Consider the following 14,706-nt stretch of genomic DNA (forward strand, 5'->3'; position numbering starts at 1 on the left):
TAAAATTATACTACAGTTTTCACAATCATGAATTTAAATCTGAGCTGGAATTAAAAAAATTAAGGAGAGGATAGTATGACTAATAAATTAATAGGTATTGATGAGGTAATGGAACATATAAAAGATGGAATGACTATTATGATAGGCGGTTTTATGGGAGTAGGAACTCCAGAGCCTATTATCGATGCAATGGTTAAAAAGGGGGTAAAAGATTTAACGATAATAGCAAATGATACAGGATTTCCAGATAAGGGAATTGGGAAACTAATAGTAAATAGACAAGCTAAAAAAGTTATTGCATCTCACATCGGGTTGAATCCTGAAACTGGAAGGCAGATGAATGCTAAAGAAATAGAAGTAGACTTGGTGCCTCAAGGTACGCTGGCAGAGCAGATAAGATGTGGCGGTTCAGGTATAGGAGGTTTCTTAACAGAAACAGGGGTAGGAACTATTGTAGAAGAGGGAAAAGAAAAAATAAAAGTTAACGATAAGGAATATCTTTTGGAATTGCCGCTAAGAGCAGATATAGCTATAGTTGGTGGATCTATAGTAGATAAAAAAGGTAACACTTTTTATAATGGATCAACAAGAAACTTCAATCCATTAATTGCAACTGCGGCAGACATGGTTATAGTAGGTGCAGAAAGACTTGTAGAGGTTGGAGAACTTGACCCAAACCATGTAATGACACCAGGTATATTTGTGGATTATATAGTTGGAGGTGAAAATTAATGGATAGCAAAACAGCTAAGCAGATCATTGCTAAGAGAATAGCAAAGGAATTAAAAGATGGAGATGTAGTAAACCTAGGAATAGGCCTTCCTACAATGGTTGCTAACTATATACCAGAAGGCATAGATGTAGTATTGCAATCGGAAAATGGTTTTGTAGGTTTAGGATCAGTACCTGAAGAAGGCAGAGAAGATAAGGACATAGTAAATGCAGGTGGACAACCTGTAACTATTAAAGAAGGAGGAGCATTCTTTGATAGTGCGACATCCTTCGGAATTATCAGAGGTGGGCATGTAGATGCTACTGTTTTAGGAGCTTTAGAAGTAGATCAAAAAGGAAACCTCGCAAACTTCATGGTTCCAGGAAAAATGGTTCCAGGTATGGGTGGAGCTATGGATTTAGTTAGTGGAGCAAAAAAAGTAATTATTGCGATGATGCACACAGCTAAAGGAGAGCAAAAAATATTAAAGAAATGTAAATTGCCACTTACAGCTGCAGGTAAGGTTAGTCTTATTGTTACAGAAATGGGAGTTATGGAAGTAACAAAAAATGGTCTTGTACTTAGAGAAATTGCTGAAGGAATAACTGTTGAAGATGTAATAGCAGCTACTGAGGCTGAGTTAGTAATTGATGAAAATTTAAAGGTAATGGAAGCATAGGAACAATTAGAAAAACTACATTGGATAAAAGCGCTAGAGGACAAATGACAGAGGACGGAGGACAGAGGACAGTGAAGGAAAGTTTTCTTCCTTACGTCAGAAAACTAAATTTATTTTTTAGGCTTGTTTTGCTAATCTATATAAATTAAAGATTTTTCGTAGTGTAGCGGAGAAAAATCCTCCTTCATTGTCCTCTGTCAAATGTCCTCTGTCCTCTAAAATGTTTTTGTAAGTTAAATGTTATTATTGGATATATATAGGAGGATAAAAATGAAAGAAGTAGTTATTGTAAGTGCAGTAAGAACTGCAGTTGGAAAATTTGGAGGAGCTTTAAAAGACGTTCCAGCAGCAGAATTAGGGGCTATAGTTATTAAAGAAGCACTTAGTAGAGCAAGCGTTAAACCGGAATTAGTTGATGAAGTAGTAATGGGAAATGTTGTTCAGGCAGGTCTTGGACAAAACGTTGCAAGACAAGCTGTAATTAAGGCTGGTCTGCCAGAAGAGGTTCCTGCATTTACTTTAAACAAAGTTTGTGGTTCAGGATTAAGAGCAGTTAGCTTAGCGGCACAAATGATAAAGGCTGGAGATGCAGAGGTTGTAATAGCTGGCGGTATGGAAAACATGTCAGCAGCACCCTATGTACTGCAAGCTGCAAGATGGGGACAAAGAATGGGCAATGGAGCCATTGTAGATACAATGGTAAATGATGCTCTTACAGATGCATTTCAAGGATATCATATGGGAATCACTGCAGAAAATATAGCTGAGAGATGGAAGCTAACAAGAGAAATGCAGGATGAATTTGCAGCAGCATCTCAACAGAAGGCAGAAGTTGCTATAAGAGAAGGACGATTTAAAGATGAAATAGTTCCTGTAGTTATAAAAACTAGAAAAGGTGAAGTAGTATTTGATACAGATGAGTTCCCTAGATTCGGAACAACTGCAGAATCTTTAGCAAAGTTAAAACCAGCCTTTAAAAAAGAGGGAACTGTTACAGCTGGAAATGCTTCAGGGATAAACGATGGGGCAGCAGCTATGGTTATTATGAGTGCTGAAAAAGCAGAAGAGCTTGGATTAAAACCAATGGCTAAAATAACTTCCTATGGATCAAAGGGATTGGATCCAGCTATTATGGGATATGGACCATTTCATGCAACAAAGAAGGCTCTAGAAAAAGCAAATCTAACAATAGAAGATATAGACTTAATAGAAGCAAATGAAGCTTTTGCGGCTCAGAGTTTAGCAGTAGCAAAAGACTTAAATTTTGATATGAGCAAAGTTAACGTAAATGGAGGAGCTATTGCAATAGGACATCCAGTTGGATGTTCAGGAGCAAGAATACTTACTACGCTATTATATGAGATGGGAAAAAGAGAATCCAAGTATGGACTAGCAACTTTATGTATAGGTGGTGGAATGGGCACCGCTATAATAGTCGAAAGATACTAAAACTTAGTTTCGGCTAAAATTCTTATTTACAAGAAAATCAATAAGTATGATAATATACATATGAATTTTTAGAGTTTAAAGAATTAAGGTTTGGAGGAGATTCTAATACGAAATTTTAGTATGCGTTACAGACTTATGATTATTTTAGCGCTTGCAGTTACATTGCCATTAATAATAAGTGGGTATATATTAATTCATCGTGCTGAACAAGCTATGAACTCGGAGAAAGAGAGTAAGCTTTTGGGTATAGCAAAGGCACTAGATGCAAATATGTCAGGAGATTTTCAATCTTTAATTCCTTTAAACGATAAAAATGCTTCTCGAGACCAAAAGGTACGAATACTTAATCAAAAGTTGTCTGGAATTACAGAGAAAATTGTTTTAGGGAATCCAGGTGTAGGAGCAGGGTACTATTCTAGGGAACTTGATTGCATTATTACATATGCTCCAAGTTCTGAATATAGTTCAACCGTTGGAGAATCAATTAGCAAAGAACATTTAGGGCGACAGGTTATGGCAAAAGGGATAGCTATGACTGCAAGTGGAAAAATGGTCAGAGGAAACATTTTAAATGTTATGGTTCCAATTATACGTAATAATCAGGTAGTTGGATATGCATGGGCCAATGAAATGACTAAGAGCATAGATAGTCAAATAAAAGCTATGGAAGCTGTAATGTATCTGGCCTTGGCCATTGCCTTAATATTGGGGCTCAGTATCAGTATGCCTTTAGCAAATAGAGTTTCTAACTCTGTTCATGGCATTATTCAAGGATTACTTAGTCTTCGTACTGATTTAGGATATAGATTGCCAGAAACTGATGGAGAATTTGGAGAGATTGCTTCTGCTATTAATGGAATGGCTCAAAGTTTAATGAATACTCGTTCGCATACAGAAATTATTATTGAGAGTATGGTAGACGGAATTATTACCATTGACTATGATAAGAAAGTAATGGCTATAAATAATGCTGCCAAATCTATTATGAGATTAAATGAAGATGTAATTGGTGTTGACTATACCAATCTTTTTTCTAGCAATGAAGATGTTTTCAATATACTTTTAGAGACTTTAACAACAGGCCAAAATTTTATTGGTTATGAAGTTGAATTTGCACGCTGCGATGGAACTATAGTACCTATTAGCGTTAGCACTTCCATGTTGCATAATAATAAAAATGTATTAGGTGTAGTTGTGGTCTTTAAAGATTTATCAGAACATAAAGCTTTTGAGGACAGAGTAAGAAGAGTCGATCGTCTTGCGGCAGTTGGTGAATTAGCAGCTGGTGTTGCGCATGAAATCCGTAATCCTTTATCTGCTATTTTAGGTATTGTACAAATCTTAGCAGATGAATTGCCAAAGGAACATTCTTCAAGAGCATTTGGAGATATTGCATTGAAAGAAGTTGAAAGACTTAATGTTATAATTGAAGATCTATTGTATTTCGCTAAACCTTCAAAACAGTGTGTAACGCGTGTAAACATAAACGAACTTGTTTCAGATGCACTTTCTTTACTTAATCCAAGTTTAAAAAAAGATATTGTTATATTAGAAAAATACTTAGATTTATCAATTGATGACATTCTTGTTGATGCTCAGCTTATAAAACAAGTTTTGGTTAATTTACTGCTTAATGCAGTACAAGCTCTTCCAACAAAAGGAGGAAAAATTACAGTTAAAACTCAAAAAAGATCTGATGGACTTGAGATCATAGTAGAAGATACAGGAAAAGGAATAGATCAAGAAAGTCTACCTAAAATTTTCGACCCTTTCTTTACTACTAAGGATACAGGAACTGGATTAGGACTTGCTGTAAGCAATAAAATTATAGAGATTCACCATGGATATATTCGTGCTGAGAGTATCGTTGGTGTTGGAAGTACATTTGCAATTTATCTACCATATGAAAAATTGCAATATAAGAAAGGGGGAAGCACAACATGTCAGAAAACGGGCGTATTTTAATAGCTGACGATGAGATAAGTTTGAGAATGGTACTCCAAACAGCTTTAAGTAAAGTTGGATACCAAGTGGATACCGCTCAAAATGGGAAAGAGGCGCTCGATATGTCTAAGGAAAATAATTATGATTTAGCTATTCTTGACATACGTATGCCAGAGATGGATGGGTTACAGGCCTTTTACGAAATTCACAAGATTAGACCTAATCTGCCAATTATTTTTATGACTGCATTCGGAAGTTCTGAAATTGCAGTTGATGCAATGAAACAGGGAGCTTACGATTATATATTAAAGCCTTTTAATCTTGAAGAGGTTAAAATTATTGTGAATAGAGCGATTCGTATGCAGCAGTTAACAAGAGAGGTAATATATCTTGAACAAGAAGTAAGAGAAAAAAACATGATGCCGGCTGTTCCAGAAAAAATTGTTGGAGAAAGTCCAAAGATTCAAGAAATATATAAGGTTATAGGCAGAGTTGCTAATTCGAAAGCTACTGTATTGATAACTGGGGAAAGTGGAACAGGTAAAGGTATGATTGCTAAAACAATTCATTATGCTAGTGATAGGCGGGATAATCCCTTTATTCAAGTAAATTGTGGATCAATTCCAGAAGGATTGCTAGAAAGTGAAATATTTGGTCACGAGAAAGGGGCGTTTACAGGTGCTCTTTTTCAAAAGCCAGGTAAATTTGAATTAGCAGAAGGAGGAACTCTTTTTTTAGATGAGATTGGAGAAATGAGTCCAAGCCTTCAGGTGAAACTTCTTCGAGTTTTACAAGAAAAAGAATTTGAACGTGTTGGGGGAACAAAAACATTTCACACCAATGTACGCATTATTGCAGCAACTAATCGTGATCTCACTAAAGAAATATCAGAAAATCACTTTAGAAAAGATTTGTATTATAGGTTAAATGTAGTTTCAATATGTCTTCCTTCACTTTGTGAAAGAGGAGAAGACATAATCTTGTTATCTGATTACTTTTTAAAACGTTTCTCGGCAGAAATAGGGAGAATTGGAATGTTTTTTGCACCAGAAGTTTTGGATGTTTTTCGAAATTATTCTTGGCCAGGAAATATAAGAGAACTAGAAAATGCAGTGGAGCACGCTATTATAATGAGCAGTACGCCCGTTATTTTGCCAGAGCATCTTCCACCTAGTATAAAGATAGAAGAAATAGAAGAAAATACTGAGATGCCTGAAGAGACTGGTTACTTCAAACCTTTGAGAGAAGTATTGTTAGAAGCTGAAAAACGTCATATATCTGAAGCTATACAGCGGGCAGGTGGAAATCATACACATGCGGCAAAACTTCTTCAGATCTCACGAAGAGCCCTTCTTTATAAAATCAATGAGAATAATCTTGGTTAAGAATTAAATATAATATTTATACAATAGAAATCCCTTAATTTCAAGGGATTTTAATACTTTTTGGAGATTTTAAAATATAGAGACCCAAAACATAAAGTTGATTTACACTCCGGGATATGTTTCCAAGCTTTCGGCACTATAAAAACTTTTGTCAATCTAAAGCTCAACACTTTGGAAATACATATTTTCGTATAAATCAACTTTATGTTTTGGTTATCTAAGTGAAAGAGATCCTTAATAAAGCAGTCTCAATGAATATTAATAAAATTCAATCATGATAAGTTACTTGAATCAATATCATAGTCATGAAAATATGCTTCTAATTTTTGTTTTGATGATTTTAACAGTTCGATTATATTCTGCAGTTTTTCTTCTGAAAAACGAAAGGTTGGAATGCATACACTTAAAGCAGCGATAATTTGTTCTTTATTACATAAAGATATTCCAACACAGTTTACAAGTGGAGTCGATTCTTCATGTTCTATTGCATATCCTCTAGCGCGAGTGTCATCTAATTCTTTAAATAATTTATCAAAATCAGTAATAGTATTTGGTGTAATAGCTGTCAGGCCTTTTGGATATAATCTATATATTTCTTCTCTTGACTTTTCTGCAAGTATAGCGCGACCTATTGCAGTACAGTATAGTGGAAGCTGTTTGCCAACATAAGATACAAGACGAATTGGTTCAGATGAATCTTCTTTTGCAATATAAAGTAAATTGCTTCTAGTTTGTATACCAAGCTGACATGTCTCATTACTCATGGAAACTATATATTTCATTTCTATTTTTATTAATTCTAAAGTATTCATATGTTTACTATATGATGATCCAACTGAAAAAGTAGCAATACCAATGAAATATTTTGAAGTTTCCTTTTGCATATAAATAAACTTTCTTGATGCCATAGTATGTAACAATGGCATGATGCTACTTTTAGGAGCACCTAGTGCTTTTGATAACTCTGTTAATGTCATTCCCTCACTATTTGTAGATAGAAGTTCAAGTATATCTAGTACACGTTCTGTTGGTCTATGTTCAGTAGATGTCATAATTATTCACCTATTTATCCATATATTTTTTATTAATATTATATCAAAATGAAAATAATATTTCTATAATATGTATTTTAGTCTATTTTACTAACTTAAACAAGTTAAAAATTGATTACTCATATTTATAACAAATTTTGCATTAAAGTCAAAATAGAGATTGACATAAACATAAAAAAGTGGTAATTTTAATCATGATAGTACTTATTTACAAACCGAGTACGTAAATACGCACAAAATGTAAAGAAAATTAAAGTACATGCGTTATAATGCAAATACTATTTCTATGAAAAATTTAATAATGAGTGGAGGAAAGTTATGATTTATTATGTACCGCCAATTAATTTAATTGGAAAAGGAAGTTTAAGTGATGCTGGGAATCAGATTAAGGGAATGGGATGCAAAAAAGCTTTCATTTCAACTGACAAATTTTTAACTAAGAATGGAACTGTAGAAAAAGTAACAAAAATACTTGAGGATGTTGGAGTTGATTATGTTGTCTATAATGAAGCAAAACCAAATCCTACAGTAAAAAACGTTGAAGATGGCCTGAAAATTTTAAAAAAAGAGAATTGTGATATTGTAATAAGCATTGGAGGTGGTTCGCCACAAGATTGTGGAAAAGCAATTGCCGTATTAGCAACAAATGGTGGAAAGATAAACGACTATGAAGGAATAAATAAAACTTCTAAAAAATCTTTGCCGATCGTGGCAATTGCAACTACTGCAGGGACTTCCGCTGAAGTTACAATCAATTATGTTATTACAGATGAAGAACGTCATGTCAAGATGATAATGGTAGATAACAATGCTTTAGCAGTTATGACTATAAATGATCCAGAACTTATGGTAAGCATGCCGCCAGCTCTAACTGCTGCTACTGGTATGGATGCGTTGACACATGCTGTTGAGGCAGTTGTTGCAAATGGTGCTAATGATGTAACGGATGCTACAGCACTATATTCGATTAAGGAAATATTTGAGTTTTTACCTAGAGCAGTAAAAAATGGACAAGATATCGAAGCTAGAGAACAAATGTGTTATGCATGTTATTTAAATGGTATCGCATTTAGTAATGCAGGCTTAGGTAATGTTCATGCAATGGCGCATCAGCTTGGAGGATTGTATGATTTACCTCATGGTGTTTGTAATGCAATTCTTTTACCAGTAGTTGAGGAAGAAAATGCCAAAGGAGCGCCTAAGAAATTTAGGATTATAGCTGAAACAATAGGATATGATTTAAATAATAAAACAGACGAAGAATGTGTAGACTACGTAATAAAACGTATTAAGAACTTATCTGAAGAAGTTGGAATCCCAAAATCATTAAGAGAAGTTGGTGTTTCTAATCCAGACTTTGATACATTAGCTGAAAATGCTATGAAAGATGCTTGTGCTGGTGCAAATCCAGTATTTTTCAGTAAAGAAAAACTAATAGAATTATTTAAGAAAATTGCTTAGACAAATTTGAAAATGTATCACATTAGATGAGGAGGAGTAAGACTGTGGAGAGAAGTAAGAAAATTCTTTGTGGATTACAGAACCAATATTACAGGGCTACGTGGAAATCAATGGGATTCTCAACAGATGATTTAAAAAGACCTATGATAGGAATTGCCAATGCATGGAGTGAATGTGTTCCTGGTCATTTTAATTTGCGTCAAGTTGCACAACGAGTGAAAGATGGCATATATCGTGCAGGTGCGACACCAGTTGAGTTTGGAGTGATCGGCGGATGTGATGGTATGGGACAAGGGCATGATGGAATGCATTATATTCTTCCGTCAAGAGAACTTATTGCAAACTCAGTTGAGTCTATGGCTCAAATTAATTTATTCGATGGTATTGTGTTATTAGGTTCTTGTGACAAGATTGTACCAGGAATGTTGATGGCAGCAGCAAGACTTAATATACCGTGTATATTGTTACCAGGAGGTCCTATGGAAGGCGGTATTGTATTTGATGGACGTAAGTCGGATCAAACTTCAAGTACGGAAGCTTATGGGATGCTAACTGCTAATAAAATTACAGAGAAAGAATATGTATCTTTAGAAAACCTTGCGTGTCCTACTTGTGGTTCATGCTCGTATTTGGGAACTGCAAATACAATGTGCTCATTATCTGAAGCATTGGGTATGACATTACCAGATGGAGGTATAATACCGGCAGCATCTGCAGCACGTCTTGCTATTGCAGAAAAAACAGGCATTAAGATTGTTGACTTGGTAGAGAGAGGAATTACAGCTCGTAACATTATTACAGAAGAAAGCGTGAGAAATGCAATTAAGATATGCCTTTCAATGAGTGGTAGTACAAACGCTGTAATGCATCTTACAGCTATTGCTCATGAGGCTGAATTAGACATTAATGTACTAGATGAATTTGATAAGTTATCAAAGACAACACCTCAGCTTGCCAAAATTAATCCTGCATCTGAATATAATATGATTGATTTTTATCAAGCAGGTGGAGTTATAAAGTTAATGGAAGAAATGAGGACAATTATTGATACTAACCAAATGACTGTGACATGCCATACGGTATCGGAAAATATCAAAGAACATATATATCAATATCCAGAAAATCCAAATATAATCAAAACCATGCAGGAACCATTCGGATATGAAGGTGGAGTTGCTGTACTTCGTGGAAATATTGCACCTGATACTGGGATTACAAAACCAGGAGCATTCGACAAGAGTTTACATCATTTCATAGGAGAAGCTATTTGCTTTAATTCAGAAGAAGAGGCAGAAGAAGCAATTTTAGAAGGTAAAATACATCCAGGTCATGTAGTTGTAATTCGTTATGAAGGACCGAAGGGTGGACCTGGTATGCGTGAAATGTATAAAGCAATGAAATATTTATATGGTCGTGGATTGTCAAAATCTACAGCATTAATAACAGATGGACGTTTTAGTGGAACGAACAATGGGTGTTTTGTTGGTCATATATCTCCAGAAGCAGCAGAAGGTGGTCCAATAGCAATTATAAAAGATGGAGATAAAATAGAAATTGATGTTGAAAAACGTAGTTTAGATCTAATGGTAGGTGAAGAAGAAATAATTAGTAGATTAAAAGAGTGGAAACGCCCAGAACCAAAATTCAAGAGAGGATATTTAGGATTATATTGTAAGATTGCAGCATCGGGTTCTGAGGGAGCAATCATGAAATATGATGACCTTTAAGGCAATTTATGCTTTAGAATTTATGTCTAATAATTCTGAAAGATAATTAGCACAAATTTTGTGCTAATAGAGAAATTCAGAATTTTAATTAGCTATATATAATTTAATAATCAAGAAAGGATATTTTAATATGTATAAAATAATTACCCCTGTGGTAACAATCTTTGATGAACATGAAAATCCAGATTATGAGGCAAATAAAAAAGTTATTGATTTTTTAATTGAAGGAGGTGTAGATGGTATTCTTGTCCTTGGTTCAACTGGAGAATTCACAGGCCTAACGAAGAAGGAAAAAGGTGACTTTTTTAAGTTTTATTCAGAATATACTAATGGACGTGTTGAATTATATGCAGGTACAGGGTGTATGAATTTTGAGGATACAGTAGAATTATCTAATGAAATACATTCTATGGGATATACTGCAGCTATGGTTATCGGACCATATTATTATGGATTAGATCAGGAGAAAATATTTATTTTTTATAATACTTTGGCTAAAGCATTGAATGGAGAATTATATATTTATAATTTTCCTGCTAGAACAGGACATTCTATTACACCGCAAACAGTTAGAAAGCTTTTAGAAGAAAACAACAATATTGTTGGAATAAAAGATTCTGTTTCAGAGCCAAATCATACAAATTTGATTTGTCTTGAAGCAGAAGGACATGCATTTACTGCGTATTCTGGATTTGACGATCAATTCCTTTACAATATTTCATCTGGTGGTAATGGATGTATTGGAGGTCTTTCTAATATTGTTCCAGAGATATGGAGTGATTTGGTTAAATCTACTAATAATAAGGACTTTGATAGATCATTACGCTTGTCTCATTTGATTCATAAGCTTATGCCACTTTATGATATGGATTCAAATTTTTCTCTTTTATTTAAAAAGTTAATGGTGCATCGTGGAATAGGGATTTCCACAAGGGCTATTTTTCCATTTGATCAGATACAAGAAGAAACATATAAAAAGGCAGAGAGGCTTTTAGACAATGTAATTGAAGAGTACAACAGATTATAATAGGAGCCTATACGTTAAAAGTTGAAATATTCAATTTATATCATGATTATATTTAAAACTTAAGGAGAACCTTCTTTATGGTTTTCCTTGAGAAAAGTTATGAGGGAGGACGTAAATTAATTATGAGTTATATTAATGATAAAAAGATTCCAAATGAACGATGGAAACATATTATTCCACCATGTATTCTTGTATATATAGTTGCATTTATGGATCGTACCAACATAAGTTTTGCAATAGCCGGAGGAATGGACAAAGCTTTAGGTATGACTTCAACTATAGCTGGATTAGCTTCGGGAATATTTTTCGTTGGATATATGATACTTCAAATTCCTGGCGGAAATTATGCTGAGAAGAAAAGTGCGAAAAAATTTATAAGCATATCGCTTATTGCATGGGCGGTGCTTTCAGTAGCAAGTGGATTTGTAACTTCAACCTGGCAACTTTTGGTTTTAAGATTCTTACTTGGAGTTGGAGAAGGAGGAGTATGGCCGGCAGTTCTTGTTATCATTTCTCACTGGTTTCCAAATAAAGAACGTGGAAGAGCAAACGGATTTTTTATGATGAATTTTGCTATAGCATCTATTATTACAGGACCTATATCGGGCTGGATTATATCGTTTTCAAGTTGGAGATGGGTGTTTATAATTGAGGGATGTTTAGCGCTTATACTTATACTAATATGGTATCCATTAATAAGTGATCGTCCTGAGAATGCAAAGTGGATATCTGAAGAAGAAAAAGATTGGATTATAAATAGCTTAAAAGAAGAACAATCTAGAATAAAAAGTAGTAATAAGACTTCTAACAATGGCAATAGTATTTATTCAAATTTAGAATTGTGGAAACTTACTTCAAGTTATTTCTGTTATCAAGTAGGAATATATGGCTTCTTTTTATGGCTTCCAACATTGATAAAACAGCTTACAAATTCGGGAATAAGTAAAATAGGTATTTTATCTGCTTTTCCTTATATTGGAACACTTTTTGGAATATGGATTTTCTCAGTTTTATCAGATAAGACTATGAATCGTAAGCTCTTTACAGCATTACCTATGCTTGGATTAGCAATATCATTATTTTTATCTGTTCAATTTAAAAGCAACATGTGGGTTTCATATACATTTTTGATACTATGTGGATTTTTCTTACAAGGATATAACAGTAGTTTTTGGTCGATGCCTCCTCTTATTTTTAGTTCAGATGAAGCTGGCGGTGCACGTGGATTTATAAATGCATTAGGAAATTTAGGCGGATTCGTAGGACCATATTTTGTAGGATGGTTAACTGTTGCTGTAAATTCTAATGTAAGTATATACTTTTTAACAATTGCTATAATAATAGGATGCCTAATTAATGCATCAATTAAATTTGATAAAAAAACAAATTCAAATACATTAAACAGTTCAGAAAGCTTTTAGAATTGTTGCTAATGTAACTTTAAAGGAATTAATGATGTTATAGAGAAAATTAAATCAGGACAAAAATTAAATAAACAAGTGGCGATCGTGAGTAACTATACACATCGCCACTTGTTTATTTAACTTAGTACAAATTACTCTCCATCTTCTCCTCCAGGGCCATCACGTCTTGGGCGTGATGATTCTGGAAGAGGTTCAACATTTTTATATTTACTAGAGATAGGGAATTTACTCTGATTGGTAGAACTTGAAAAATCATTTTTTTTCTCTGAATCAAAGTCAATGTTTTTATTATCCATTTTATAATCACCACCTCTTAAATTATTTTGTACAGATAATAAGTTTTTATGTTATCAAAAAAAGTATCTTCTAAAAATAATGAAGATACTTTTGATTTAATCAGCTATGCTGACACTAATTCTGATTCTGAATCCCACTTTGGCTCTGGACCTCTTAAATAGGATAGAATAGCAGCTAGTACACTAAAACCAAATGAGATACCGAAGGCTAGTCTAAGACCACCAATAAACTTTCCTATAGCAATACCTTGGGCACCAACCTGAGTTCCTACAAATAAAGCTTGCATTGCTTCTGGAGTAACACTGGAAGATATTATAGCCATAGAGAGAGCTATGCTTATTACGCTTCCAGAAGTATTTAACATAGTTCTGACCCCTGCGGCAACACCTCTTTTATCTGCTGGTACAGCTCCCATAATTGCATTAGTATTAGGTGAAAAGAATAATCCCGAACCAAGTCCCATAATTAGCATATATATAATAAGCAGTGTAATTGAAGTATTTGAGTTTATAGTCATAAAGCCTATAAGTCCAACAGCTGAAATAAGTAGTCCTATGGAACTTAAGGTTCTTGATCCATATTTATCAGAAAGTATTCCGCTTATTGGAGAAATAATAACCATAGAAATAGCTAATGGAGTTAAGTATATTCCTGCTAAAATTGGATCCATGTCTTTAATTCCTTGTAGATAGAATACAAGTAAGAAGGTGACTGCTCCTCTTGCTACACCATTAAAGAAATTACTTGCATTTGCAAAAGCTAGTATTCTCGTATTTAAAAGTCTTAAATCGATCATTGGATACTCTGCTTTTCTTTCAACTTTAACAAATATAAACATAAGAATTATTGCAGCTATTAGCAGGCCAATGACCACAACATTTAACCATCCTAAGAAACTGCCTAGTGTTAGAGAAACTAATAATGACATTATTCCAATAGTGAAAACAAAAGTGCCAAGACAATCAAATTTTTGTTTTTCAGGTAACTTAGTTAATTCTTTCAGTTGAATTGCAGCCCATAGAGTTCCTAAAATTCCAATTGGAATATTTACATAGAAAATGCTCCTCCAACCAAAGTTAACTAAGAAACCACCTAAAATAGGTCCGATGACATTAGCTACACTAATAACCATACTATTGATACCAAGAGCTTTTCCTAATTCGTTTTTTGGAAACGCATCAGTAACTATTGCAGTACTATTTGCTACCATTAATGAACCGCCAATACCTTGAACTAATCTGTAAATTAATAATTGCATACCTGTATGTGATAGAGAGCATAAAAAAGATGCTATAGTAAAAATAGCAAATCCACTAACATACAATTTCTTTCTCCCTATTATATCTGCAGCTCTTCCTATTGATGGTACAAGTATAGTGAGTATTAATAAATATCCCATAAGGATCCATGTAACTATTCCCATGCCTGCATTTAAATCTTTCATCATAATTGGTAGAGCTATAACTAAAGTACTACCGCTCATAACGGATAGCAAGGCACCTAAGGTAGTGCAACTTAATGCAATCCATTTGTATCTACTATTGTTCAT

At 34.0% G+C, this 14,706-nt stretch carries 12 protein-coding genes; 9 read left to right on the top strand and 3 right to left on the bottom strand.

Going from position 1 to position 14,706, the window contains the following annotated elements:
* Positions 1–75: 75 nt before the first annotated feature.
* The 5 genes from atoD (at position 76) to I6U48_RS09775 (ending at position 6,169) form a co-directional block, all read left to right on the top strand.
* Positions 76–732 carry an acetate CoA-transferase subunit alpha gene (gene atoD, locus I6U48_RS09755; protein WP_218320220.1) on the top strand — a complete coding sequence of 219 codons (657 nt, stop codon included), beginning with the start codon at positions 76–78 and terminating at the stop codon, positions 730–732.
* Complete coding sequence (locus I6U48_RS09760) at positions 732–1,391, top strand: 3-oxoacid CoA-transferase subunit B (protein ID WP_218320221.1); 660 nt, start codon at positions 732–734, stop codon at positions 1,389–1,391. Before atoD ends, I6U48_RS09760 begins: the two co-directional genes overlap by 1 nt.
* 270 nt (positions 1,392–1,661) lie before the next feature.
* Complete coding sequence (locus I6U48_RS09765) at positions 1,662–2,840, top strand: acetyl-CoA C-acetyltransferase (protein WP_218320222.1); 1,179 nt, start codon at positions 1,662–1,664, stop codon at positions 2,838–2,840.
* Positions 2,841–2,930: 90 nt separating this feature from the next.
* Positions 2,931–4,805, top strand: coding sequence for a two-component system sensor histidine kinase AtoS (gene atoS, locus I6U48_RS09770; RefSeq protein WP_281421810.1), 1,875 nt, complete (start codon positions 2,931–2,933; stop codon positions 4,803–4,805).
* A complete protein-coding gene (locus I6U48_RS09775) occupies positions 4,781–6,169 on the top strand; it encodes a sigma-54-dependent transcriptional regulator (protein WP_218320223.1) in 1,389 nt (462 codons plus the stop codon). Before atoS ends, I6U48_RS09775 begins: the two co-directional genes overlap by 25 nt.
* A gap of 272 nt (positions 6,170–6,441) precedes the next feature.
* Here I6U48_RS09775 and I6U48_RS09780 read toward each other — a convergent pair whose 3' ends face one another.
* On the bottom strand, positions 6,442–7,221 hold the full coding sequence (locus I6U48_RS09780) for an IclR family transcriptional regulator (protein ID WP_218320224.1): 780 nt from the start codon (positions 7,219–7,221) through the stop codon (positions 6,442–6,444).
* A 318-nt stretch (positions 7,222–7,539) separates the two neighbouring features.
* Here I6U48_RS09780 and I6U48_RS09785 point away from each other — a divergent pair, with 318 nt between their 5' ends.
* The 4 genes from I6U48_RS09785 (at position 7,540) to I6U48_RS09800 (ending at position 12,857) form a co-directional block, all read left to right on the top strand.
* Positions 7,540–8,682, top strand: coding sequence for an iron-containing alcohol dehydrogenase (locus tag I6U48_RS09785; RefSeq protein ID WP_218320225.1), 1,143 nt, complete (start codon positions 7,540–7,542; stop codon positions 8,680–8,682).
* A gap of 44 nt (positions 8,683–8,726) precedes the next feature.
* On the top strand, positions 8,727–10,409 hold the full coding sequence (gene ilvD / locus I6U48_RS09790; RefSeq protein WP_312890955.1) for a dihydroxy-acid dehydratase: 1,683 nt from the start codon (positions 8,727–8,729) through the stop codon (positions 10,407–10,409).
* 130 nt (positions 10,410–10,539) lie between these two features.
* A complete protein-coding gene (locus tag I6U48_RS09795; protein ID WP_218320227.1) occupies positions 10,540–11,436 on the top strand; it encodes a dihydrodipicolinate synthase family protein in 897 nt (298 codons plus the stop codon).
* Positions 11,437–11,558: 122 nt separating this feature from the next.
* The gene (locus tag I6U48_RS09800; protein WP_218320228.1) at positions 11,559–12,857 is read left to right on the top strand and encodes an MFS transporter; all 1,299 of its coding nucleotides are present in this window, start codon (positions 11,559–11,561) and stop codon (positions 12,855–12,857) included.
* A gap of 134 nt (positions 12,858–12,991) precedes the next feature.
* Here I6U48_RS09800 and I6U48_RS09805 read toward each other — a convergent pair whose 3' ends face one another.
* Positions 12,992–13,156 carry a hypothetical protein gene (locus tag I6U48_RS09805; RefSeq protein ID WP_218320229.1) on the bottom strand — a complete coding sequence of 55 codons (165 nt, stop codon included), beginning with the start codon at positions 13,154–13,156 and terminating at the stop codon, positions 12,992–12,994.
* 104 nt (positions 13,157–13,260) lie between these two features.
* Positions 13,261–14,706 carry an MFS transporter gene (locus I6U48_RS09810; protein WP_218320230.1) on the bottom strand — a complete coding sequence of 482 codons (1,446 nt, stop codon included), beginning with the start codon at positions 14,704–14,706 and terminating at the stop codon, positions 13,261–13,263.

Source organism: Clostridium thailandense, from assembly GCF_019207025.1.
Taxonomy (GTDB): domain Bacteria; phylum Bacillota; class Clostridia; order Clostridiales; family Clostridiaceae; genus Clostridium_AM; species Clostridium_AM thailandense.

Bases quoted from the DNA above. Each gene is read 5' to 3' on its own strand.
- I6U48_RS09795 (WP_218320227.1), top strand. From the start codon at position 10,540: ATGTATAAAATAATTACCCCTGTGGTAACAATCTTTGATGAACATGAA.
- I6U48_RS09785 (WP_218320225.1), top strand. From the start codon at position 7,540: ATGATTTATTATGTACCGCCAATTAATTTAATTGGAAAAGGAAGTTTA.
- I6U48_RS09780 (WP_218320224.1), bottom strand. From the start codon at position 7,221: ATGACATCTACTGAACATAGACCAACAGAACGTGTACTAGATATACTT.
- I6U48_RS09760 (WP_218320221.1), top strand. From the start codon at position 732: ATGGATAGCAAAACAGCTAAGCAGATCATTGCTAAGAGAATAGCAAAG.
- I6U48_RS09765 (WP_218320222.1), top strand. From the start codon at position 1,662: ATGAAAGAAGTAGTTATTGTAAGTGCAGTAAGAACTGCAGTTGGAAAA.
- I6U48_RS09810 (WP_218320230.1), bottom strand. From the start codon at position 14,706: ATGAACAATAGTAGATACAAATGGATTGCATTAAGTTGCACTACCTTA.
- atoD (WP_218320220.1), top strand. From the start codon at position 76: ATGACTAATAAATTAATAGGTATTGATGAGGTAATGGAACATATAAAA.
- I6U48_RS09775 (WP_218320223.1), top strand. From the start codon at position 4,781: ATGTCAGAAAACGGGCGTATTTTAATAGCTGACGATGAGATAAGTTTG.
- I6U48_RS09800 (WP_218320228.1), top strand. From the start codon at position 11,559: ATGAGTTATATTAATGATAAAAAGATTCCAAATGAACGATGGAAACAT.
- I6U48_RS09805 (WP_218320229.1), bottom strand. From the start codon at position 13,156: ATGGATAATAAAAACATTGACTTTGATTCAGAGAAAAAAAATGATTTT.